17 protein-coding genes, 3 rRNA genes and 1 other annotated feature are annotated in these 24,341 nt (G+C 40.6%); of the genes, 5 read left to right on the top strand and 15 right to left on the bottom strand.

Features of this window, described 5'->3' with window-relative positions; translation table 11 throughout:
- Positions 1 to 154: 154 nt before the first annotated feature.
- From QUF91_RS00525 to QUF91_RS00505, 5 genes are all read right to left on the bottom strand, one after another.
- A complete protein-coding gene (locus QUF91_RS00525; protein WP_289416464.1) occupies positions 155 to 2,566 on the bottom strand; it encodes a heavy metal translocating P-type ATPase in 2,412 nt (803 codons plus the stop codon).
- A gap of 81 nt (positions 2,567 to 2,647) precedes the next feature.
- On the bottom strand, positions 2,648 to 2,854 hold the full coding sequence (copZ, locus tag QUF91_RS00520) for a copper chaperone CopZ (RefSeq protein WP_285398037.1): 207 nt from the start codon (positions 2,852 to 2,854) through the stop codon (positions 2,648 to 2,650).
- Positions 2,855 to 3,007: 153 nt separating this feature from the next.
- Positions 3,008 to 3,340 carry a metal-sensitive transcriptional regulator gene (locus QUF91_RS00515; protein WP_285398038.1) on the bottom strand — a complete coding sequence of 111 codons (333 nt, stop codon included), beginning with the start codon at positions 3,338 to 3,340 and terminating at the stop codon, positions 3,008 to 3,010.
- 79 nt (positions 3,341 to 3,419) lie between these two features.
- On the bottom strand, positions 3,420 to 4,373 hold the full coding sequence (locus tag QUF91_RS00510; protein ID WP_285398039.1) for a cation diffusion facilitator family transporter: 954 nt from the start codon (positions 4,371 to 4,373) through the stop codon (positions 3,420 to 3,422).
- A 20-nt stretch (positions 4,374 to 4,393) separates the two neighbouring features.
- Entirely contained in the window at positions 4,394 to 4,729 is a 336-nt protein-coding gene (locus QUF91_RS00505) for an ArsR/SmtB family transcription factor (RefSeq protein WP_285398040.1), read from the bottom strand.
- A gap of 144 nt (positions 4,730 to 4,873) precedes the next feature.
- Between QUF91_RS00505 and tadA the strand changes: the two genes are divergently transcribed.
- From tadA to QUF91_RS00490, 3 genes are all read left to right on the top strand, one after another.
- Positions 4,874 to 5,392 carry a tRNA adenosine(34) deaminase TadA gene (gene tadA / locus QUF91_RS00500; RefSeq protein ID WP_289416462.1) on the top strand — a complete coding sequence of 173 codons (519 nt, stop codon included), beginning with the start codon at positions 4,874 to 4,876 and terminating at the stop codon, positions 5,390 to 5,392.
- Between the two features lie 309 nt (positions 5,393 to 5,701).
- Positions 5,702 to 6,841, top strand: coding sequence for an SPFH domain-containing protein (locus QUF91_RS00495; RefSeq protein WP_289416461.1), 1,140 nt, complete (start codon positions 5,702 to 5,704; stop codon positions 6,839 to 6,841).
- 253 nt (positions 6,842 to 7,094) lie between these two features.
- The gene (locus QUF91_RS00490) at positions 7,095 to 7,337 is read left to right on the top strand and encodes a TM2 domain-containing protein (protein ID WP_285398047.1); all 243 of its coding nucleotides are present in this window, start codon (positions 7,095 to 7,097) and stop codon (positions 7,335 to 7,337) included.
- 92 nt (positions 7,338 to 7,429) lie between these two features.
- Here QUF91_RS00490 and serS read toward each other — a convergent pair whose 3' ends face one another.
- The 3 genes from serS to pdxS form a co-directional block, all read right to left on the bottom strand.
- A complete protein-coding gene (serS, locus tag QUF91_RS00485) occupies positions 7,430 to 8,710 on the bottom strand; it encodes a serine--tRNA ligase (RefSeq protein WP_285398043.1) in 1,281 nt (426 codons plus the stop codon).
- A 72-nt stretch (positions 8,711 to 8,782) separates the two neighbouring features.
- Positions 8,783 to 9,006 (bottom strand) — a binding site (T-box leader).
- Positions 9,007 to 9,055: 49 nt separating this feature from the next.
- On the bottom strand, positions 9,056 to 9,619 hold the full coding sequence (gene pdxT, locus QUF91_RS00480) for a pyridoxal 5'-phosphate synthase glutaminase subunit PdxT (RefSeq protein WP_285398044.1): 564 nt from the start codon (positions 9,617 to 9,619) through the stop codon (positions 9,056 to 9,058).
- Position 9,620: 1 nt separating this feature from the next.
- On the bottom strand, positions 9,621 to 10,505 hold the full coding sequence (pdxS, locus tag QUF91_RS00475) for a pyridoxal 5'-phosphate synthase lyase subunit PdxS (protein ID WP_068986813.1): 885 nt from the start codon (positions 10,503 to 10,505) through the stop codon (positions 9,621 to 9,623).
- Between the two features lie 105 nt (positions 10,506 to 10,610).
- Between pdxS and pdxR the strand changes: the two genes are divergently transcribed.
- A complete protein-coding gene (gene pdxR, locus QUF91_RS00470; RefSeq protein ID WP_289416456.1) occupies positions 10,611 to 12,035 on the top strand; it encodes a MocR-like pyridoxine biosynthesis transcription factor PdxR in 1,425 nt (474 codons plus the stop codon).
- On the top strand, positions 11,996 to 12,727 hold the full coding sequence (locus tag QUF91_RS00465) for a hypothetical protein (RefSeq protein WP_289416454.1): 732 nt from the start codon (positions 11,996 to 11,998) through the stop codon (positions 12,725 to 12,727). Before pdxR ends, QUF91_RS00465 begins: the two co-directional genes overlap by 40 nt.
- Here the strand turns inward: QUF91_RS00465 and asnB are convergent.
- The 7 genes from asnB to QUF91_RS00430 form a co-directional block, all read right to left on the bottom strand.
- Entirely contained in the window at positions 12,709 to 14,547 is a 1,839-nt protein-coding gene (asnB, locus tag QUF91_RS00460) for an asparagine synthase (glutamine-hydrolyzing) (protein ID WP_285395031.1), read from the bottom strand. The genes QUF91_RS00465 and asnB overlap by 19 nt on opposite strands.
- Before the next feature lie 104 nt (positions 14,548 to 14,651).
- Positions 14,652 to 15,983 (bottom strand): D-alanyl-D-alanine carboxypeptidase family protein, encoded by a 1,332-nt coding sequence (locus QUF91_RS00455; RefSeq protein WP_285395033.1) that lies wholly within the window; start codon positions 15,981 to 15,983, stop codon positions 14,652 to 14,654.
- Positions 15,984 to 16,125: 142 nt separating this feature from the next.
- The gene (guaB, locus tag QUF91_RS00450; protein ID WP_285395035.1) at positions 16,126 to 17,589 is read right to left on the bottom strand and encodes an IMP dehydrogenase; all 1,464 of its coding nucleotides are present in this window, start codon (positions 17,587 to 17,589) and stop codon (positions 16,126 to 16,128) included.
- A gap of 385 nt (positions 17,590 to 17,974) precedes the next feature.
- Positions 17,975 to 18,090: ribosomal RNA gene (gene rrf, locus QUF91_RS00445) — 5S ribosomal RNA — on the bottom strand.
- 310 nt (positions 18,091 to 18,400) lie between these two features.
- A 23S ribosomal RNA gene (locus tag QUF91_RS00440) occupies positions 18,401 to 21,328 on the bottom strand.
- A 181-nt stretch (positions 21,329 to 21,509) separates the two neighbouring features.
- Positions 21,510 to 23,061 (bottom strand): 16S ribosomal RNA (locus QUF91_RS00435).
- The 16S, 23S and 5S rRNA genes sit together here, the layout of an rRNA operon.
- 309 nt (positions 23,062 to 23,370) lie before the next feature.
- Positions 23,371 to 24,264: a patatin-like phospholipase family protein gene (locus tag QUF91_RS00430; protein ID WP_289416450.1), complete on the bottom strand. Its 894-nt coding sequence runs from the start codon at positions 24,262 to 24,264 to the stop codon at positions 23,371 to 23,373.
- Between the last annotated feature and the right edge of the window lie 77 nt (positions 24,265 to 24,341).

The following is a 24,341-nucleotide window of genomic DNA, read 5'->3' as shown; positions in this document are numbered from 1 at the left end:
CAGAATCTAGCTATTCCTCTATTAAAATAGATGACAAGAAACGACAATCGGGAAGTGAAGTTCTTCGCCTGAGTTCCTCTATTTCAGTGGATGTTTTATCCCCCGCTGAAAGAGGATAAAAAAAAGACCCACCGAAGTGGATCTATCGTTACGCTTATAATTGAACTCGCTGTAAACGCAGTGCATTTAAAACGACAGATACTGAACTAAATGCCATCGCTGCACCTGCTACCCAAGGAGCTAGTAAACCAATTGCGGCAATTGGAATACCTAATGAATTGTAAGCAAATGCCCAGAATAAGTTTTGCTTAATGTTGCGCATTGTTTTGCGACTCATTATAATAGCATCCGCGATACTGTTTAAATCGCCACGAATCAGTGTAATATCTGCTGCTTCCATAGCCACGTCAGTACCGGTACCAATCGCCATCCCAATATTAGCTGTCGCAAGTGCCGGCGCATCATTAATGCCATCGCCAACCATCGCCACTTTTTTACCTTGTGCTTGCAGTTTTTTCACTTCATCTGCTTTGCCTTCCGGAAGAACTTCAGCAATGACATGATTTACACCAACTTCTGCTCCAATTGCTTGTGCTGTACGTTGATTATCACCAGTCATCATAATAACATCGATGCCCATTTCTTTTAGACGCTGAACTGCCTCTCTTGAAGTCTCTTTCACTGTATCTGCAACTGCTACTAGACCCGCATACTGACCGTTAATCGCAGCTAACATTGCGGTTTTACCATTTTCCTCTAATTGCTCCATTGTTGGTAAAATATCATCAATTTGAATACCATATTGTTTCATCAATTTACGAGTACCGATGACAACTCCTTGACCAGATACAGTCGCTTGCACACCGTAACCTGGTATTGCTTCAAAGAATTGAACATCTCCTAGCTCAATACCACGATCAGCAATTCCTTGAACGATTGCTTCTGCTAACGGATGCTCGGATTGCTTCTCTGCTGCGCCAATTAACGATAAAAAGCGTGCCTCGTCTTGATTCCCCACTAATACAACATCCGTTAATACAGGTTTGCCGTGTGTCACTGTACCAGTTTTATCAACAACTACTGTATCGATGCTTTGTGTTTGCTCTAAATGCTCTCCACCTTTAAATAAAATACCAAATTCTGCCGCACGACCAGAGCCCGCCATAATAGATGTTGGCGTTGCTAATCCAAGCGCACATGGACAAGCGATAACGAGGATTGTAATTAATACTTCGAGTGCAGGCGTAAATTCGCCTGGTCGCACCCAAATAATCCAAATTAAAAACGATACAATCGCAATGCCGACAACGATCGGTACAAATATGCCTGAAATTTGGTCTGCCATGCGTTGGATTGGCGCTTTTGAGCCTTGTGCATCTTCTACAACTTTAATAATTTGAGCTAAAGCTGTATCGCGACCAACTTTAGTCGCTGTCATTTTAATAAAGCCATTTTTATTAATTGTTGAACCGAATAATAGGTCACCTTGCTTTTTATCAATAGGTAGACTCTCTCCTGTTAACATCGATTCATCAACAGCTGTTGTTCCTTCTAATACTTCACCATCAACAGGAATTTTTTCACCTGGTTTTACTAAAATTGTGTCGCCAATAACTACTTCTTCTAACGGGACTTCTTTTTCTACACCGTCACGGACAACGATTGCTGTTTTGGCTTGAAGACCCATTAATTTTTTGATTGCTTCAGACGAGCGACCTTTTGCTTTCGCTTCAAATAATTTTCCTAACAAAATTAATGTAATTAATACGGCACTCGTTTCAAAATATAGGTGCGGGACATGATTTGATCCCACGGTAATAATTGCTTGATAGACACTATAAAAATAAGCCGCAGATGTTCCCAAGACTACTAGTACATCCATATTGGCGCTACCATTGCGTAAAGCTTTGTATGCCCCAACATAAAATTGCTTCCCAACGATAAATTGAACGGGAGTGGCCAACACCATTTGCACCCACGGATTCATTAAAAATTCAGGAACATATAAAAATGATGTAAATGAAAAGTGTCCTACCATCGTCCAAAGTAATGGTAATGAAAGAATGGCCGAAAAAATAAATTTATTCTTCTGTTGTTTGATGGCCTCTTCTCGATGATCTACTGCTTCTTGCTCATCCGATTTTTGATGAGCTCCATATCCTAATTTTTCGATCCTTGCCATAATATCCGCGATTGTCACTTCAGATGGGTTAAATTCAATAGTTGCTTTTTCGAGCGCTAAGTTTACGTTCGCAGAAGATACACCTGTTAGTTTGTTTAAACCTTTCTCTATACGAGTGGCACAGGCTGCACATGTCATACCTGTAATATCAAATTCAGTTTTTTGTTTAACGACGCCATAGCCAAGAGCTTCAATTTTCTTTTCAAAGTCCTCTTCACTTAATTTTGTCGAATCATATTTAATCGATGACTTTTCAAGAGCTACATTAACTGTCGCCTGTTCTACACCATCCATTTTATTTAAACCTTTTTCTATACGAGTGGCACAGGCTGCACATGTCATACCTGTAATTTGCAAATTCGCTTCCTTCATTTCTGAACTCATGATCATTTCTCCTCCCTACATACCAACAGGGGGTATGTAAAATTGAAAATAAGAGAGTGCTACATGAGCACCCTACTTCTATTATTTAACGTCATAGCCTTGATCGTCGATTGTTTCCTTAATTTGGTCTAGAGATACTTGTGTTTCGTCAAATGCTACATCTACTAAACCATCAGCTAAGTTTACTTTTACTTGTTCAACACCAGCTAAAGCTCCAACATTTTTTTCCACTGAATTTACACAATGTCCGCATGACATTCCTTGTACGTTTAAAGTTACGTTTTGCATAAAATATCTCTCCTTTAATTTATATTCTTGACGCTTTGCTTTCGCTACAGAAAATAATTGTAGCTGACGTTTTACTTTCGCTACAGAAAAAATTGTAGCTGACGCTCTGCTTTCGCTACAAAAAACATTTGCTGAAAGAAGTTAAAAAAACTTTTACTTCTTCATTAATTTTTGAATGGTTACTACTAATTCATCCAACACTGCTTCGTCACCTTCGGATAGGCGGTCTACTACACATCCCTTTAAATGGCCTTCTAATAATATTTTTGCTACGCTATTTAAAGCAGACTGTGTGGCAGACAGTTGCGTAATAATATCATCACAGTATACGTCTTTTTCAATCATCCCTTTAATACCTCGGATTTGACCTTCAACTCGATTTAAACGAGTCGTTAAATCTTTTTTAACGCGTTCTGGATGATGGCTTTTTCGATGTGACGTAGTGCCTTCTGCATGACAAATATCTTCTTCCACTTTGTCCTCCAATTGAATGCACCTCCCATTTCACATTCATAGTACCGTACCCACGAAGGGTATGTAAAGTAGAAAATTTTTTATGAGTTAGTTAATGATGATGATCATGATGTGACTGCTCACTTTTTATTGTACATAAAATTGATTTATCATGCTTATGCGCTTCTGTTTCCAATTGAATCGTTACATGCTTTATGCCCTTATGCTCAAGATTATGTTCAATTTTCCGTAATATATGCTCACTATCCGCAATTTTTAACTGTTCATTAACAACTGCATGACAGGAAAGTGCATTTACTCCACTTGTTATTGTCCAAATGTGTAAATCATGAATACTTTGAACGCCATTTGTTTGTACAATAGTTTGTATGATTTCTTCAACGTCAACGTTTGAAGGTGTTCCTTCCATGAGAACATGGACAGCAGCCTTCGTTACATAGTAGCCGCTTCTTAATACTAATGCTGCAACAATAACACTCGCAAGTGGATCAGCCCAGCCCCAGCCAAAGAACATCATTAATAGTGCGGCAACGATAGCTCCTACAGAACCAAGCATATCACTTAAGACGTGTAAATAAGCTCCACGCATATTTAAATTATCTTTTGTATCACTGCCACGCATCATAATCCAAGCTACCAAAAAATTTATCAAAAGACCGATTGTACTAATAATTAGCATACCTGTTGTTGCCACTTCTGGTGGATTTGCAAAGCGTTCTATTGCCTCATAGAAAATGAATAAAGCAATTAAAATTAATGTCACACCATTTAATACCGCCGCTAAAATTTCAAATCGTTTATAGCCGTATGTTTTACTATAGCTTGCTACCTTTTCACCAAACATAAAAGCAAGTAAGGCGATCGCTAAGGAAATGGAGTCACTTAACATATGTCCTGCATCTGATAAAAGAGCCAAACTATTTGTTACATAGCCGCCAATCGCTTCAACAATCATATAACTCGTAATGATAATAAATGATACTATTAACACTTTTTTATTTGCGCCATGTGTATGGTCATGGCCGTGATCATGATTATGTCCCATGGTTTATCCCTCCATTAAATCTAATTGTGTGCAGCATGCTCAATAGCTTGCTTCAATAAATTCATAATATGATCGTCATCTGTTGAATAATATAAGGTCGTACCCTCTCTTCTAAATTTCACTAAACGCAAATTTTTCAAAAAACGTAACTGGTGTGAAACTGTTGATTGACCTAAATCTAAAATTTCAGCAATGTCGTTGACTGAATGTTCATCTGTACACAATAAATTTAAAATGCGAATTCTTGTCGGATCACTTAATGCTTTGAATGTTTGAGACACGACGAATAATGTCTCTTCGTCTAAATGCTGGTTATCCCCCCCTTGCATTTCCGTATTTTTTAATAGTTCATCCATATTAGTTTACCCCCAACAATTTTTATTTATATATATGATCATGTGTTCATATATGAATATAGATGAATCTTTTGGAAATGTCAATGTTTAAAGTAGCAATTGTCAATTAGTCAAGATACACTAAATGATAAGGAGAGATATTTCGTGGATATTTTTGAAACAGATCGTCTATTTATGAAACAAGCACTAGAAGAAGCAAAAAAAGCGGCTGTACTAGGAGAAGTGCCTATAGGAGCTGTACTTGTTTACGATGGAGAAATTATTGCAAGAGCTCATAATTTACGCGAAACAACGCAAAATGCGACAACTCACGCTGAACTAATGGTTATACAAGAGGCATGTAAAAAAATAGGGAGCTGGCGCCTTGAAAAAACAACACTCTATGTGACGCTAGAGCCTTGCCCGATGTGTGCAGGCGCAATTTTGCAATCACGTGTGCCGCGTGTCGTATATGGTGCAAGAGATATAAAAGCAGGCTGTGTAGATTCACTCTACCGTTTATTAAACGATGCACGCTTTAACCATGAATGTGAAGTAACGGAAGGTATTTTAGCGGAGGAGTGCGGACAAATCTTAACCGATTTTTTCCGAGCTTTACGTGAACGAAAAAAGGCTGAGGAAAAGGCACGACAGGCATTAATTGTTGAAAATGAAGAATTTTAATTAAAGAAGGTGACTCAAGAAATACTTGGGACACCTTCTTTTTTCTGCTAAAAAACTTTTCATCATTGGGTTGGGAGTTCGGAACTCATAAAAGTTTTATTATGGGGATTTCTAAAACGTGTGCCATGTATATAAGTTGATTAGCTATACAAGCTAGGCGTGTCGCTTCGCTACAAAAAAACTTTGTAATTGACGTTGCAAAAACCTTTGCTGAACGAAGATAAAATATTGACATATATAAACCCAAAAGGGAGAATATAACTAGTTATATTTTTATTTTATTGTAAATAAATAGGGAGGTAAATTTAAATGCCTATTCTTAATAGAGTGAAGTTTGATGGATTACGCTCACGTGATTGGTTAATTTACAAACATCCAACTGAAAAGCTAGTGTTAGGTACTACACTTATTGTCAATGAAGGTCAAGTGGCTATTTTTGTGAAGGGTGGACAAATATGTGATGTGTTTAATTCAGGCACGCATGTTTTATCAACTAATAACTTACCATTACTTCATCATGTTGTGAATTTTGCATATGGAGGGGATACACCTTTTTCAGCAGAAATCTACTTTATAAATCTCTCGGTAAAATTGGATTTATATTGGGGAACCTCTGATCCTATCCAACTAATTGACCCAAAATACTTTGTAAAATTACGTATACGAGCATTTGGACAATTGGCTCTTCGCCTTGATGACTACTTATTGTTCTTTACAGAAGTTATAGGCTCTATGAATAAAGATGATATTGTTAGTTTTGAAAAAGTACAAGATTACTTTAAAGGTTCTCTTATTACATCCATAAAAACTGAACTTGCAAATAAAATTATTAATGAGAAAATCTCTGCACTAGAAATAACAACAGAGCTTCATAATATTTCAAATAGTTTAAAAGGAAAAATATCTGAAGAATTCAATACGTACGGCTTTATAATGGCCCATTTCCATATTCAATCAATTAATTTCCCAGAGGAAGATTTCGATAAGATAAATCAAATTTTACAAGATAAAGCCAAATTCGAAATTATGGGTGACAATCGTTATGTAACACAACGTAGCTTTGATATATATGAGTCTGCTGCGTCAAATGAAAATGGAGTAGCTGGGTTATTTGCATCTAGTGGAGTTGGCTTAGGTGTAGGTCAAGGAATGATAACGATGATGAATCAACAAGTACAGCAGCCCGGTAATAATATCACACATATAATATGCCCTTCTTGCCATGGTAATATCTTATCTACTAGTAAATTTTGCAACTTATGTGGTGAAAATTTAACGCGTCAGATCATTACATGTCATTCTTGTCAGAGTGAAAACGAAGAATCATCAAAATTCTGTTGTTCTTGTGGAATTAGTTTACACAAGCCTGTTTGTTCATGTGGACAAGAACTAGATGTTACTTCTAAATTTTGTAATAACTGCGGTACCCAAGTTAAATCAATTCAATAGTTAATAATTACAGTGTAGTTAAAAACAATACATCAGAAAATATAAATTAAACAAATATCATTGATTAGGAGATATTGACATGAAAAATATCGAATGTCCGCAATGTGGTGCAGCGGCTGATGTCACATTAGCTCAATGTAAATATTGTGGTGAAAAATTTAATTTCCAAAAAGAACAGCAAATTGTGCAGCAACCAGTCTATCAACAGCAATCACAGCCTGTATATCAAACACAGCCCCACCATTCAGCTCCTATGTATGATGGCATCAACCCTTCTTGGCCAATAAAAAATAAAACGGTTGCAGGGGTACTTGCTATCTTTTTAGGTGGAATCGGAATCCATAAATTTTACTTAGGAAAAATTGGACAAGGTATATTGTATCTAATCTTCTTTTGGACATATATCCCAGCTTTTATAGCCTTTATTGAGGGCATTATTTACTTACTTTCTAATGAACATAATTTCTCTGTGAAACATCGAGTTCGCCCTCGCTAACCTACTTTAAAAAAAGAAAAACTACTGTTGAGATTAGATTTTCAACAGTAGTTTTTTCTTTTCACTCCAGCCCGCTTCGCTTTCGACTCAGTTTATTTTGGAGCAATTACTTCTTTTCCGCCCATATACGGTCTTAATACTTCAGGAATCACTACGCTACCATCAGCTTGCTGATAATTTTCTAGGATTGCTGCTACTGTACGACCGATTGCAAGACCTGAGCCGTTTAATGTGTGTACGTACTCTGGTTTAGCATTTGGCTCACGGCGGAAGCGAATATTTGCTCGACGTGCTTGGAAATCTTCAAAGTTAGAGCAAGAAGAGATTTCACGGTACATGTTTTGAGCAGGAATCCAAACCTCTAAATCATATTTTTTCGCTGCAGTAAAGCCTAAATCAGCTGTACACATTTTTAATTTACGGTATGGTAACCCTAATAATTGCAGTACTTTTTCAGCATGACCTGTTAATAATTCTAGCTGCTCATAAGATTCTTCTGGTTTTACAAAGCGAACTAATTCTACTTTGTTGAATTGATGTTGGCGAATTAAACCACGTGTATCACGACCCGCAGATCCTGCCTCTGAACGGAAGCAAGCACTATATGCTGCAAAGCCTTGTGGTAATGCTTCAACAGGTAAAATTTCATCACGGTAGAAGTTTGTTACAGGTACTTCTGCTGTTGGAATCATGAAATAATCTGTGTCATCTAATTTAAAAACATCTTCTTCAAATTTAGGAAGTTGTCCTGTACCAGTTAAGCTATCACGGTTAACAATTACAGGTGGTAGCATTTCTTCATAGCCATGCTCTTCTGCATGTAAGTCCATCATAAACGTCATTAATGCACGTTCTAAACGAGCGCCAAGACCACGATAGAATAAGAAACGACTACCTGTCACTTTTGCACCACGTTCAAAGTCAACAATTTGTAAGTCCGTAGCGATATCCCAGTGTGCTTTAATGTCGAAATCAAATGTTGGCACCTCACCCCAAGTATATTCCTCTACATTATCATCCTCTGTTGTGCCAACAGGTACAGATTCATGTGGAACGTTTGGTAAACGCATCATCATATCTTTAAAGCGATCTTCTACATCATTTAATTGGACATCTAACTCTTTAATTTCATCGCCAACCTGACGCATACGAGCAATAACTTCATCCGCATTTTCTTTATTACGCTTCATAATAGAAATTTGCTCAGATACTTTATTGCGCTCAGCTTTAAGCTCTTCCGTTTTTGCAATTAATTCACGACGCTTTGCATCTAATTGTTCAAAATCGTCTAAGTTTCCTAAATCCTCATTACGTGTTAATAGCATTTCTTTAATTTCCGCGAAATTGTCGCGCACGCGTTTAATATCTAACATCGTCATACCTCCAGTAGATTCTTAATGATGGGAAAATAGTTAGTAAAAACACAAAAAAGCCCTCATCCCCAAAAAAGGGACGAGAGCTACCCGCGTTGCCACCCTAATTGACTAGACACTTTGTACTTTGTCTAATCCACTTATTTCATAACGGCATTTCAGCCGGCGACAGCCTACTTCATTCACTTCGACTGCGCAACTCCAGGACGGATTCACAAGTGCTTTTATCAGCTTCCACCACCCGCTGACTCTCTAAAAAAAACGTGCTTGTTACTACTTCCCATCATCGTGTTAAGTTATTTAAATTTTATCCATACTGTACTATATGAATTGAGATTTTGCAAGTCATACCATAAAAGATACAAAATATTCTAGAATACGTGTATCTTCCGTTAATTCAGGATGGAAGGAACAACCTAATAAATGACCGTCTTTTGCTAACACGATTTTCCCGTCATGCTCGGCTAAAACTTTAACACCTTCACCTACAGAAACAATATGTGGCGCGCGTATAAAGACAGCCGGAATGGCAGGTCCTATTTCAGGTATGTCGAGCTTCACTTCAAAGCTATCTACTTGACGTCCATAAGAATTCCGTGCAACTACCACGTCCATTACTGCTAAATGTGATTCATAATCCACTAAGTCCTTTGCTAATAAAATCAATCCTGCACATGTTCCAAACATCGGTAGCCCTTGTTTCGCAAGTGTGCGAATTGGTTCCAATAGCTCATATCGATTCAGTAATTTTCGCATTGTTGTACTTTCTCCACCAGGCAAGACAAGTCCATCAAGCTGCTCTAAATCCGCACTTTGTTTTACTAAGACAGCTTCACATCCAAGTGATTCTAACATTTGTACATGCTCTCGCACCGCTCCCTGTAATGCTAAAACACCGATTCGCTTCATCTTACCAGCCTCGCTCCTGCATACGCTCATTTTGACTAAGCTGTGCAATATCGATGCCTTTCATCGGAACACCTAACTCTTTTGAAATTTCAGCAATTAGCTTATAGTCCTTATAATGCGTTGTAGCTTCAACAATTGCACGAGCAAATTTCTCTGGGTTTTCTGATTTAAAAATACCAGAACCAACGAATACACCGTCCGCTCCAAGCTCCATCATTAATGCTGCATCAGCTGGCGTAGCAACTCCACCTGCTGCAAAATTAACGACAGGTAAACGGCCAAGACGCTTAATTTCTCTTAATAACTCAAAAGGAGCACCAAGTAATTTAGCCTCTGTCATTAATTCGTCCTCTGTCATACCAACTACTTTACGTACTTGTGCATTCACCTTACGAATATGGCGAACAGCCTCTACAATATTACCTGTACCTGGTTCACCCTTAGTTCGTAGCATGGAAGCCCCCTCGCCAATGCGTCGCGCTGCTTCTCCCAAATCACGGCAGCCACAAACAAATGGCACTGTGTAATCACTTTTTAATAAATGAAACTCCTCATCCGCTGGAGTTAATACTTCGCTTTCATCAATATAATCAACGCCCATTGCTTCTAAAACTCTTGCTTCAACGATATGTCCAATGCGTGCTTTAGCCATTACCGGAATAGATACAGCCCCCATTACCTCCTCGACAATACGAGGATCTGCCATGCGTGCAACTCCACCCGCCTTACGAATATCTGAAGGTACTCGTTCTAATGCCATGACAGCTACAGCTCCTGCCGCTTCTGCAATTTTCGCCTGCTCTGCATTAATAACATCCATAATGACGCCACCCTTTTGCATCTCCGCCATACCACGTTTTACTAACTCTGTACCTGTTTGTTTCATGATTTCTAACCTCCACCTGTTTGATGAAATTTAGTATAATAGAAATTGACCATATAAAAATATCCAGTTTACAAAATAATCATAGGGTCAGGAGAGTGAAAGAACATGGACATGCTATTATTTCAGCTAGAAAAAAATGGTGAAAAACCGCTCTATGACCAGCTTTATAGCGGCATTAAAGAAGCTATTATTACAAAGAAAATAGCAGTAGGAGAAAAATTACCATCAAAAAGAAAATTAGCCGATTTTTTGAATATTTCTCAAACAACAATTGAAATTGCGTATGCACAATTACTTGCAGAAGGCTATATTATGTCTAAATCCCGCGTTGGTTATTTTGTAGAGGAAATTGACGAACTTCCGTATATTCAGCAAGACACAATAGCTTCTTTACACGAACAACCTAAGAAAAAATCGTACAAGATAGATTTTAATCCTGGTTCTATTGATATCGATGCCTTCCCATTTCAAACATGGCGGAAATATGCGAAAGAGCTCTTTGATGATGCCTCAAAGGAATTATTATTAACGGGTGAGCCTCAGGGAGAACTATCTTTACGAACGGAGATTGCTAATTATTTATTTCAATCACGCGGGGTTGTTTGTAGTCCCAAGCAAATTGTCATCGGCTCAGGAACAGAACAGCTTCTACCAATGATATTGCGCCTCTTTGGGGACGAAACTTGCTTTGCACTTGAAAACCCAGGCTATCCAGCTGTACATCGTATGTTTTCACAGCATAAACGAAAAGTCTATCCAATTGCGGTCGATGATGAAGGAATTGTTATTCATGAGCTCGAAAAAACTAGTGCCGACGTTGTTTATATAACGCCATCACATCAATTCCCAACAGGAGCCGTATTATCAGCAACAAGACGTGCACAGGCTTTAAATTGGGCCGCACAAAGCTCCACTCGATACATTATTGAAGATGATTACGATTCCGAATTTCGTTATACTGGAAAACCAATTCCTGCACTTCATGCATTAGATCGAAATGATAAAGTCATTTATATGAGTACCTTTACAAAATCCTTAATGCCATCTTTGCGTGTTGCTTATTTTGTACTTCCGCCAAAATTACTTACTACTTATAATGATGTATTTAATTACTATTCATCAACAGTACCTCGTTTCGATCAACACATCGTAGCTAATTTTATGCGTGATGGTCACTTTGCAAAGCATTTAAATCGAATGAGGAAGGTTTATCGAAAAAAGCATGAAAAACTCACTTCTATTTTAGAAAACTATTCTAATCAAATTAAAATTACTGGCGAGCAAGCAGGCATGCATATTTTACTTGATGTACAGCATGCTTTGTCTGAAAAGCAATTACAGCAGCTTGCCTCCAATGCGGAAATCAAAATCTATCCACTATCTGATTATCGCCTGGATCACTCCACACCCTCACAAGCTCAATTTTTACTAGGTTTTGGAAGTATACCTGTAGATGAAATAGAATCATTCATTGAAAAGCTAATGGACTGTTGGGATATACAGAAAAAACACCCATCAACCTCAAGTTAAAGGTTGATGGGTGTTCCTTCTATATCTTCATCCAGCAAGTTTTTTTTGTAGTAAAAGCGAAACGTCAGCTACAGATGTTTCTTGTAGCGAAAGCGCAGCGTCAGCTACAAATGTTTCTTGTAGCGAAAGCGCAGCGTCAGCTACAAATGTTTCTTGTAGCGAAAGCGCAGCGTCAGCTACAAATGTTTCTTGTAGCGAAAGCGCAGCGTCAGCTACAAATGTTTCTTGTAGCGAAAGCGCAGCGTCAGCTACAAATGTTTCTTGTAGCGAAAGCGCAGCGTCAGCTACAAATGTTTCTTGTAGCGAAAGTGAAACGTCAGCTACAAATGTTTCTTGTAGCGAAAGTGAAACGTCAGCTACAAATGTTTCTTGTAGCGAAAGTGAAACGTCAGCTACAAATGTTTCTTGTAGCGAAAGTGAAACGTCAGCTACAAATGTTTCTTGTAGCGAAAGTGAAACGTCAGCTACAAATGTTTCTTGTAGCGAAAGTGAAACGTCAGCTACAAATGTTTCTTGTAGCGAAAGTGAAACGTCAGCTACAAATGTTTTTTGTAGCGAAAGTGAAACGTCAGCTACAAATGTTTCTTGTAGCGAAAGTGAAACGTCAGCTACAAATGTTTTTTGTAGCGAAAGTGAAACGTCAGCTACAGATGACTCTCACCACTGAAATTGATTATGTTTCAATTAGTTGAATATTATATAACTTAAACCATGTATGAATTTGCCCCAAATAAGCCAAAAGCTGCGGGCCAGCCATTAATTGTCCATACCAAGGAACTTTGAAAGAACTGCCGCCAGATTCAATTAGCCCTATTAACTTCTGTCGCTCAAATAATTCATGAAGAATTGAATTTTTATCTTTCATTATTTCTCTTAGCCATTTTTGAACGCCTGCTGTATAAACTGGATGATAAGTTTTAGGGTACGGATTCTTTTTCCGATATAAAACTTCTTCTGGCAATAAATGTTGCATTGCCTTACGAAGCAACCCCTTTTCTATACCGCCTAAATTTTTCATTTCCCACGGAATATTCCACGCATATTCCACAAGGCGATGATCTGCAAATGGAACACGAACTTCAAGACTTGCCCCCATGCTCATACGGTCTTTTCGTTCCAGCAATGTTTGCATAAACCATACCATATTCAAATAAAACATTTCACGTTGCCTTATTTCCTCAATACTCTCTCCATCAAGATATGGTACTTCAGCAATTGTTTGCGAATATACTTGTTGTGCATATGATTCAACTGCTAATTTCTTACGCCACCGCTCTTGTAACATTGTTGACCTTTCAGACAGTGAACGAATCCAAGGGAATCCTGTAGTCGTTTCTGTAAACCATGGATAACCACCGAAAATTTCATCCGCACATTCACCTGATAGTGCAACGGTAAAGTCCTTTTTTATTTCTCGACAAAACCACAATAAGGATGAATCTACATCGGCCATCCCTGGTGAATCTCTAACAATGACAGACTCTACTAACAAATCGATTAATTGCTGTTGAGAAATTTCCTCAGCGTGATGTGTAGTACTAAAGGTATCTGTCATTTTATGAATCCAATACGTGTCTGTGGATGTTTGAAAAGCATGTGGATTAAAGAAACGTTCGTTATCCTCATAGTCTATAGAGTACGTATGAAGTGTACCTTTGTTTTGTTGCTGAAACATGTTTGCTGCAATTCCAGTAATAATGCTGGAATCTAAACCGCCTGAAAGAAAGGTACAAATCGGTACGTCTGAAACAAGCTGTCGTTCAATAGCGTCAGTTAGCAAAAAATGGACATGATCGATTGTTTCTTCTAATGACTCTTCATGCCGTTTACTCTGTAACTGCCAATACTGCCAAATGCGTATCCCTTCTCTAGAGAAACGCATTGCATATCCTGGACGTAGCTCATCAATATTTTGAAAAAGTGACTTTCCGGGCATTCTAGACGGTCCTACAGCCATAATATTTGCTAGACCTTCTGCATTAACTGTTGTTTTCATCAATGGATGAGCTAATAATGCTTTCACCTCGGATGCAAAAAGCAAGCCATCTTGAAGCTCTGTATAAAACAAAGGCTTTACCCCTAGTCGATCTCGGCATAAAAAAAGCGATTGTGCTTGTTCATCCCATACACCAAAAGCGAAAATTCCATTTAAAAAATCAACACACAGCTCTTTCCATTCAATATAAGCGGTTAATAACACTTCCGTATCAGAATGTGTTGTGAAAACATGCCCTCGATTTTGAAGCTCTTTCCGTAATTCTTCTGTATTATAAAGCTCGCCATTATATGTAATGACATAGTTTGCTCCATCATGTACTTTCATCATCGGCTGCTTTCCACCGATCAAATCTATGACAGCTAACCGTCGATGGCCAAATGCAATATGCTCACTACACCAAATATTTTCATCATCAGGCCCACGTTTATTTAACGTTTGCGTCATTAACTTCAGAATTCTATCACTTGTTCTTAAATCCTTTTGAAAGCTAGCCCATCCTGTAATACCACACATTTAGCCACACATCCTTTCGCCTATTAGCGTATGCAGTAAAGCGTGGAAACGTGAAAAAGAACACGAGATGTTTGAAAACATCTACGTGTTCTATCCATTATTTATTAAAATAAGCCACCAACAAAGTCGGTAATACCGTCCCATAAGTTTCCGAAGAAGCTACCAATACCTTGGAAGAATAATGAGAAACCATTAGCACGCTCTACAGCCTCTGTAGTGACAACATCAGCTGAAAGGTCCTTACCGTCAATAAAACCGTAATCTGTGCCTTCTGAGCGCTCAATAACTACCTTTCCGACAACTGTGTCCTTCTTAACCTCTGCTTCAAGACTCTTTTTATCTAATACCAGTTTAGGTTTATATAAATCTTTTTCAGATGACTTTACCATAAATGAAACTGGTTCTTTAACAGCAATCGCTACATTCTTTTCTTTACCTTTTGTAACTTTTACTGTTTCTTGATCTTTAAACTTATAGTTCGCTGGAATAATTTCTTGTTTCGAGAATTGTGAGAAGCCATAGTTAAATAATTTAGCTGTTTCATCGAAGCGAGCTTTTCTTGTGCCTTCTCCCTTTTCATCTACAGCCTTCATAACAACAGAAATTAAACGTGTACCATTTCGCGTTGCAGTACCTGTAAAGCAATGTCCAGCAAAGTCTGTTGTACCTGTTTTTAACCCGTCAACGCCCTCATAATGGTTTGCTAATCCAGGTAACATATCGTTCCAGTTTCTCATTTCAATTCGATCTTCTGTACCTTTACGGAACGTCTTTTCTGCAATTTTAGACGTTTCTAATACCTCTGGATGATCTTTTAGTAAATGATATGCTAATTTTGCTACAGATTTAGCAGGCATTACGTTTTCATCTTTTGGTCCAGTACCAGCTGGATGCATACCAAATAAATCTGCATTGTTAAGTCCAGTAGAGTTTACGAATTTATAGTCTTTAAGACCAAGCTCTTCCGCTTTTTTATTCATTAATTTTATAAACTCAGTTTCAGTACCTGCAATTGTTTCCGCAATAGCCACTGTAGCAGCATTTGCAGAGTAAATAGCCATCGCCTCATACAATTCACGAATTGTGTAAGTTCCATCTCTACGTAATGGTACATTACTTAACGCACGGTTTTGAGAAATTTTATACGTATAATCAGTTACATGATATTCCTGATCCCACTTAACTGTACCTGCATTAATTGCGTCCAATAACAAGTATTCAGTCATCATCTTTGTCATACTCGCAATACCTAGTGAAGTATCTGCATTTTGCTCATATAAAATTTTACCTGAATCTGCGTCAATTAAAATCGCAGCATCCACATTTAATCCTAAATCTGTTTCTGCATTTGCCTTTGCAGGAACACCTGCCAAAACACTAAATAACAAAACAGGAATTAGGAGCAAGCGAATAACTGTGTTCATTGTCTTTTTCACCTTTAAAGCCCTCCAAAAAATAATCTTGTCCTCGACATTTTATCATAGAAAGTACCGTCCGTGCGCACTCTCTATCATAAAAAAAATGCTCTCGCGCCATCTTTGTAGACGATTCGAGAGCATAAAAGTTGCTAGTAATATATTACATCGAATAGTTTGGTGATTCTTTAGTGATTTGTACATCATGTGGATGTGATTCACGTAGGCCTGCACCTGTCATTCGAACAAACTGAGCATTTTCACGTAAGAACTCAAGGTTAGCTGAACCACAATAGCCCATACCTGCACGAATACCACCGATTAGTTGATAAATAGTATCCGCTAGAGGTCCCTTGTAAGGAAGACGACCTTCAATACCCTCAGGTACTAATTTTTTCGCATCCTCTTGGAAATAACGATCCTTTGAACCTTTTTCCATAGCTCCAATTGAACCCATGCCACGGTAAACCTTGAAGCGACGACCTTGGAAGATTTCAGTATCACCAGGAGATTCAGAAGTACCTGCAAGTAGTGAACCAAGCATTACAACATTACCACCTGCCGCTAGAGCTTTAACAATATCTCCAGAGTATTTAATGCCTCCATCAGCGATAATTGCTTTACCAAGCTCACGTGCTACTGTTGCACAATCGTAAACAGCTGTAATTTGTGGTACACCTACACCAGCTACGACACGAGTAGTACAAATAGATCCTGGTCCAATACCAACTTTCACTACATCTGCTCCAGCTTCAAATAATGAACGTGCACCTTCAGCTGTTGCCACGTTACCAGCGATAATTTCAAGCTCTGGATAAGATTCACGGATTGAGCGAATCGTTTGTAGTACACCCTCAGAATGACCGTGAGCTGTATCGATTACTACGATGTCTACTTGTGCTTCAACAAGCTTTTCAATACGTATCATCGTATCTTTTGAAACACCAACTGCTGCCCCTACTAATAAACGACCATGTATGTCTTTTGCAGCGTTAGGGAACTCAATTACCTTCTCAATATCCTTAATCGTAATTAATCCAGTTAATTTACCTTCTTCATCTACAATTGGTAGCTTTTCGATTTTATATTGTTGAAGAATCTTTTCAGCATCCTCTAGAGTCGTTCCAACAGGAGCTGTAATCAAATCTTCTTTTGTCATAACATCTTCAATTTTTAAAGAATAGTCAGAAATAAAACGTAAGTCGCGGTTTGTAATGATCCCAACTAGCTTTTGGTTTTCCATACTATCAACGATTGGTACACCAGAAATTCGGTATTTACCCATTAAATGCTCAGCATCGAAAACTTGGTGAGTCGGAGTTAAGAAGAATGGGTTTGTAATAACACCATTTTCAGAACGTTTTACTTTTTCTACTTGCTCAGCTTGCTCATCGAGCGACATGTTCTTATGGATAATACCGATACCACCTTGACGTGCCATAGCAATTGCCATTTTAGATTCTGTAACTGTATCCATGCCTGCGCTGATCATTGGAATATTTAATTTAATCTTTGGTGTTAGTTGAACTGATAAATCAACATCTTTCGGTAATACTTCTGAATGCGCTGGTACTAATAATACATCATCAAAAGTTAAACCTTCTTTGGCAAATTTAGTTTCCCACATTTTCGTAACGTCCTCCTATAGTTAAAAGAATATTAATTGTAAGATTAACAACGTGCTAAGCTACTGTCAAGAAACTTATAAAAGAAAGACAATTCAGATTTTTAAAGGTAGCAAATCTAATAGCCTTTTCTCCCTTTTTTTACACTGATAAAAATATAGCCTTTTTAATGTTCTTCATCATTTATTATATACATATTAGTTGAAGACTATCTTATTTTTAGACAAGTTTTGTGGAATTATTAATCAATTATACCTCGGCATAATTACGTCTGGATTGGCGCTTGCACAAAGAACGCTTTTCCGATTCCGTGACATCTGCCGGAAGTTTTAACTTATTAAAGTTTTTTATAAAAAAAAAACAGCCAGCACACAGCTGACTGTCTTTGCCTAGCGACGTCCTACTCTCACAGGGGGAAGCCCCCAACTACCATCGGCGCTAAAGAGCTTAACTTCCGTGTTCGGTATGGGAACGGGTGTGACCTCTTTGCCATCATCACTAGACTATTTTCGACCTCCAATACACGGCGTATTACTACGTCAGCTTCTCTCGCTCAATCGGTCACGTACGGAGGTACGCTCCCTCATTCACTCGTTTGCTTCCTTGTACTACTTGTGTCTTGAAGCTCTCTTTGGCTTTCAATATACGTCGCATTTCTTCGTCAGCTTCTGTCGTTCAGTCAGTCACGTACTTGAGTACGCTCCTTTCCTCTCTCCATCTCTTCCTCGAACTACTCGTATCTTGAAACCCTTGATGAAAGAATAATTGTTCTTTCAAAACTGGATAAACGGTGCATTGAATGTTTCAAACATTGTGGTTAAGTCCTCGATCGATTAGTATTCGTCAGCTCCATGTGTCACCACACTTCCACCTCGAACCTATCTACCTCATCGTCTTTGAGGGATCTTACTTACTTGCGTAATGGGAAATCTCATCTTGAGGGGGGCTTCATGCTTAGATGCTTTCAGCACTTATCCCGTCCACACATAGCTACCCAGCGATGCCTTTGGCAAGACAACTGGTACACCAGCGGTGTGTCCATCCCGGTCCTCTCGTACTAAGGACAGCTCCTCTCAAATTTCCTACGCCCACGACGGATAGGGACCGAACTGTCTCACGACGTTCTGAACCCAGCTCGCGTACCGCTTTAATGGGCGAACAGCCCAACCCTTGGGACCGACTACAGCCCCAGGATGCGATGAGCCGACATCGAGGTGCCAAACCTCCCCGTCGATGTGGACTCTTGGGGGAGATAAGCCTGTTATCCCCGGGGTAGCTTTTATCCGTTGAGCGATGGCCCTTCCATGCGGAACCACCGGATCACTAAGCCCGTCTTTCGACCCTGCTCGACTTGTAGGTCTCGCAGTCAAGCTCCCTTGTGCCTTTACACTCTACGAATGATTTCCAACCATTCTGAGGGAACCTTTGGGCGCCTCCGTTACCTTTTAGGAGGCGACCGCCCCAGTCAAACTGTCCGCCTGACACTGTCTCCTACCCCGCTAAGGGGCATGGGTTAGAATTTCAATACAACCAGGGTAGTATCCCACCGACGCCTCCTTCGAAGCTGGCGCTCCGAGATCTCTGGCTCCTACCTATCCTGTACAAGTTGTACCAAAATTCAATATCAGGCTACAGTAAAGCTCCACGGGGTCTTTCCGTCCTGTCGCGGGTAACCTGCATCTTCACAGGTACTATAATTTCACCGAGTCTCTCGTTGAGACAGTGCCCAGATCGTTACGCCTTTCGTGCGGGTCGGAACTTACCCGACAAGGAATTTCGCTACCTTAGGACCGTTATAGTTACGGCCGCCGTTTACTGGGGCTTCAATTCGCAGCTTCGCTTGCGCTAACCACTCCTCTTAACCTTCCAGCACCGGGCAGGCGTCAGCCCCTATACGTCACCTTACGGTTTTGCAGAGACCTGTGTTTTTGCTAAACAGTCGCCTGGGCCTATTCACTGCGGCTCTCATGCGCTTGCACGCTCAAGAGCACCCCTTCTCCCGAAGTTACGGGGTCATTTTGCCGAGTTCCTTAACGAGAGTTCTCTCGCACACCTTAGGATTCTCTCCTCGACTACCTGTGTCGGTTTGCGGTACGGGCACCTCTCACCTCGATAGAGGCTTTTCTTGGCAGTGTGAAATCAGGAACTTCGTCCATACGGACTCGCCATCACAGCTCAACGTTACAGTGTGCGGATTTGCCTACACACACGCCTTACTGCTTGGACGCGCACAACCAACGGCGCGCTTACCCTATCCTACTGCGTCCCCCCATTTCTCAAACGGTGAGGAGGTGGTACAGGAATATCAACCTGTTGTCCATCGCCTACGCCTATCGGCCTCGGCTTAGGTCCCGACTAACCCTGAGCGGACGAGCCTTCCTCAGGAAACCTTAGTCATACGGTGGACGGGATTCTCACCCGTCTTTCGCTACTCATACCGGCATTCTCACTTCTAAGCGCTCCACCAGTCCTTCCGATCTGACTTCAACGCACTTAGAACGCTCTCCTACCACTGACATCATAGATGTCAATCCACAGCTTCGGTGAATCGTTTAGCCCCGATACATTTTCGGCGCAGCGTCACTCGACCAGTGAGCTATTACGCACTCTTTAAATGATGGCTGCTTCTAAGCCAACATCCTGGTTGTCTGTGCAACGCCACATCCTTTTCCACTTAACGATTACTTTGGGACCTTAGCTGGTGGTCTGGGCTGTTTCCCTTTTGACTACGGATCTTATCACTCGCAGTCTGACTCCCGTGTATAAATATCTGGCATTCGGAGTTTGTCTGAATTCGGTAAACCGGGATGGCCCCCTAGTCCAAACAGTGCTCTACCTCCAGTATTCTCATCACGAGGCTAGCCCTAAAGCTATTTCGGAGAGAACCAGCTATCTCCAAGTTCGATTGGAATTTCTCCGCTACCCACACCTCATCCCCGCACTTTTCAACGTGCGTGGGTTCGGGCCTCCAGTAAGTGTTACCTCACCTTCACCCTGGACATGGGTAGATCACCTGGTTTCGGGTCTACGACCACGTACTAATTCGCCCTATTCAGACTCGCTTTCGCTGCGGCTCCGCCTTCTAAAGCTTAACCTCGCACGTAATCGTAACTCGCCGGTTCATTCTACAAAAGGCACGCTATCACCCATTAACGGGCTCTAACTACTTGTAGGCACACGGTTTCAGGATCTCTTTCACTCCCCTTCCGGGGTGCTTTTCACCTTTCCCTCACGGTACTGGTTCACTATCGGTCACTAGGTAGTATTTAGCCTTGGGAGATGGTCCTCCCGGATTCCGACGGAATTTCACGTGTTCCGCCGTACTCAGGATCCACTCAGGAGAGAACGAACTTTCGACTACAGGGCTTTTACCTGCTCTGGCGGACCTTTCCAAGTCGCTTCATCTAACTCGCTCTTTTGTAACTCCGTATAGAGTGTCCTACAACCCCAAGAGGCAAGCCTCTTGGTTTGGGCTCTTCCCGTTTCGCTCGCCGCTACTCAGGGAATCGATTTTTCTTTCTCTTCCTCCAGGTACTTAGATGTTTCAGTTCCCTGGGTCTGCCTTCAAGACGCTATGAATTCACGTCAAGATACTACGCGATTAAACGTAGTGGGTTCCCCCATTCGGAAATCTCCGGATCAAAGCTCACTTACAGCTCCCCGAAGCATATCGGTGTTAGTGCCGTCCTTCTTCGGCTCCTAGTGCCAAGGCATTCGCCGTGCGCCCTTAATAACTTAACCAAGTTATTAAGCCTATAAAAAAACTTAAAAAATAAATGTGTTTGTTACAATTTCAATGTCGTTTTATCCAGTTTTCAAAGAACAAGTTTTGAAGTATTTCATTCGTAAGAATGAACCTTCAAAACTGAACGCAAAACGTAATCTTACAAACCCTAGGTTTGTATTCCGAAAATATCCTTAGAAAGGAGGTGATCCAGCCGCACCTTCCGATACGGCTACCTTGTTACGACTTCACCCCAATCATCTATCCCACCTTCGGCGGCTGGCTCCAAAAGGTTACCCCACCGACTTCGGGTGTTACAAACTCTCGTGGTGTGACGGGCGGTGTGTACAAGGCCCGGGAACGTATTCACCGCGGCATGCTGATCCGCGATTACTAGCGATTCCGGCTTCATGTAGGCGAGTTGCAGCCTACAATCCGAACTGAGAACGACTTTATCGGATTAGCTCCCTCTCGCGAGTTGGCAACCGTTTGTATCGTCCATTGTAGCACGTGTGTAGCCCAGGTCATAAGGGGCATGATGATTTGACGTCATCCCCACCTTCCTCCGGTTTGTCACCGGCAGTCACCTTAGAGTGCCCAACTAAATGATGGCAACTAAGATCAAGGGTTGCGCTCGTTGCGGGACTTAACCCAACATCTCACGACACGAGCTGACGACAACCATGCACCACCTGTCACCGTTGTCCCCGAAGGGAAAACCATATCTCTACAGTGGTCAACGGGATGTCAAGACCTGGTAAGGTTCTTCGCGTTGCTTCGAATTAAACCACATGCTCCACCGCTTGTGCGGGCCCCCGTCAATTCCTTTGAGTTTCAGTCTTGCGACCGTACTCCCCAGGCGGAGTGCTTAATGCGTTAGCTGCAGCACTAAGGGGCGGAAACCCCCTAACACTTAGCACTCATCGTTTACGGCGTGGACTACCAGGGTATCTAATCCTGTTTGCTCCCCACGCTTTCGCGCCTCAGCGTCAGTTACAGACCAGAAAGTCGCCTTCGCCACTGGTGTTCCTCCAAATCTCTACGCATTTCACCGCTACACTTGGAATTCCACTTTCCTCTTCTGCACTCAAGTCCCCCAGTTTCCAATGACCCTCCACGGTTGAGCCGTGGGCTTTCACATCAGACTTAAAGGACCGCCTGCGCGCGCTTTACGCCCAATAATTCCGGACAACGCTTGCCACCTACGTATTACCGCGGCTGCTGGCACGTAGTTAGCCGTGGCTTTCTAATAAGGTACCGTCAAGGTACAGCCAGTTACTACTGTACTTGTTCTTCCCTTACAACAGAGTTTTACGATCCGAAAACCTTCTTCACTCACGCGGCGTTGCTCCATCAGGCTTTCGCCCATTGTGGAAGATTCCCTACTGCTGCCTCCCGTAGGAGTCTGGGCCGTGTCTCAGTCCCAGTGTGGCCGATCACCCTCTCAGGTCGGCTACGCATCGTCGCCTTGGTGAGCCGTTACCTCACCAACTAGCTAATGCGCCGCGGGCCCATCTTATAGCGACAGCCGAAACCGTCTTTCAGTATTTCACCATGAGGTAAAATAGATTATTCGGTATTAGCCCCGGTTTCCCGGAGTTATCCCAAACTATAAGGTAGGTTGCCCACGTGTTACTCACCCGTCCGCCGCTAACGTCAAAGGAGCAAGCTCCTTCTCTGTTCGCTCGACTTGCATGTATTAGGCACGCCGCCAGCGTTCGTCCTGAGCCAGGATCAAACTCTCCATAAAAAGAAATTTGATTAGCTCAAATTGTTTTGCTGGCATCATGTTTGATGTCCAAAATTTCGTTTCGTTCACCAACTCAAGGTTAGCTACTAAAAACTTTATTGATTACGTTTTGCTTGTTCAGTTTTCAAGGTTCATCTTGTTATCTCTTTGTTAAGAGTTAACTCTTATATAATAACATGTTTCATATATGATGTCAACAAGTTATTTTGTTTTTATATTGTTGTAGCTGTTTGTTCAGCAGCAACTTTTATATAATATCATCTACTCCTATAGAACGTCAATAGTTTTCTAGCGTTTTTTTTTAAAGTTTTATAACTTAAATCTTGGCCATGTTTTTAAAAATTGAATAGTACGGTTCCTTCCTATTTCTAAAAGCGTTTCTTTAGTCTCTTGATCTAAATCAAATTGTGTGGCACTGTAATCATCGACAGGAATGAAAATAATATCTCTTTCATGTCGTCTTGAAATATACCTTTCATCATGAGCATCTTTCATAGTAGAAAATAAAGCTTCAAATAAATTTAATCCATTTTTAATTTCGTGCGGGCGCTGCTCTTCTCTACGTCTACTCAATTTAATCCCAATGATTGGTCGTACTTTACGTCCACCTCTATCATCAAATACCCATAACGGGAAATTACTCAATACTCCACCATCTACAATAACAGATTCTCCTTTTCCTGTTTTTAATGTAACAGGTTCAAAGAAAAACGGTATACCACAGCTCATACGTAAAGCACTTGCAACAGAAAATTTTTTTGCATCAATATGATAATTGTGTAAATCATCCGGTAACACCATCATTTTGCCATTTGTTAAATCTGAGGCCACTAATTTTAACGAATCTCTAGGTAAATCTCCGAATGTATAAACGCCTTTTGCAGCTAATTTCTGAAAAAACCATTTTTCTAATGCTTTTCCTTTATATAAACCTAAATGGTGATAAACATTAACCCACTTCATAAACGGCAATGGTAAGATTGTCTTCCTTGGATCTAGTAATGAAGGTACATCCAACTCTTCTAACATAGTTTGGATTTCTTTTCCGCTATATCCTGCAGCAATAAAAGCAGCTAATATGGCTCCAGCACTCGTCCCAGCCACCCGTTTAAAACGAAAATTTTCAGCCTCTAGTACTTGATACGCCCCTACCAGTGCAAACCCCTTCAAACCGCCACCAGAAAAAACACCATCAATCCACAAAATTCCCTCTCCTTTTTCAAATAATCTTTACATTATAAGAATTAGTAACAACAATTAGAACTATAAATATGCAGATT

This window comes from Lysinibacillus sp. G4S2 (assembly GCF_030348505.1).
Classification (GTDB): Bacteria; Bacillota; Bacilli; order Bacillales_A; family Planococcaceae; genus Lysinibacillus.
The sequence above is the reverse complement of the archived record's forward strand: the minus strand, read 5'-3'. Positions and strand labels throughout refer to the sequence as shown.

Coding starts and splice junctions, on each gene's coding strand:
- copZ (WP_285398037.1), bottom strand. CDS start 2,854: ATGCAAAACGTAACTTTAAACGTACAAGGAATGTCATGCGGACATTGT.
- guaB (WP_285395035.1), bottom strand. CDS start 17,589: ATGTGGGAAACTAAATTTGCCAAAGAAGGTTTAACTTTTGATGATGTA.
- serS (WP_285398043.1), bottom strand. CDS start 8,710: ATGTTAGATATTAAACGCGTGCGCGACAATTTCGCGGAAATTAAAGAA.
- QUF91_RS00525 (WP_289416464.1), bottom strand. CDS start 2,566: ATGAGTTCAGAAATGAAGGAAGCGAATTTGCAAATTACAGGTATGACA.
- QUF91_RS00490 (WP_285398047.1), top strand. CDS start 7,095: ATGTATGATGGCATCAACCCTTCTTGGCCAATAAAAAATAAAACGGTT.
- pdxS (WP_068986813.1), bottom strand. CDS start 10,505: ATGAAACAAACAGGTACAGAGTTAGTAAAACGTGGTATGGCGGAGATG.
- QUF91_RS00495 (WP_289416461.1), top strand. CDS start 5,702: ATGCCTATTCTTAATAGAGTGAAGTTTGATGGATTACGCTCACGTGAT.
- asnB (WP_285395031.1), bottom strand. CDS start 14,547: ATGTGTGGTATTACAGGATGGGCTAGCTTTCAAAAGGATTTAAGAACA.
- pdxT (WP_285398044.1), bottom strand. CDS start 9,619: ATGAAGCGAATCGGTGTTTTAGCATTACAGGGAGCGGTGCGAGAGCAT.
- pdxR (WP_289416456.1), top strand. CDS start 10,611: ATGGACATGCTATTATTTCAGCTAGAAAAAAATGGTGAAAAACCGCTC.
- QUF91_RS00510 (WP_285398039.1), bottom strand. CDS start 4,373: ATGGGACATAATCATGATCACGGCCATGACCATACACATGGCGCAAAT.
- QUF91_RS00505 (WP_285398040.1), bottom strand. CDS start 4,729: ATGGATGAACTATTAAAAAATACGGAAATGCAAGGGGGGGATAACCAG.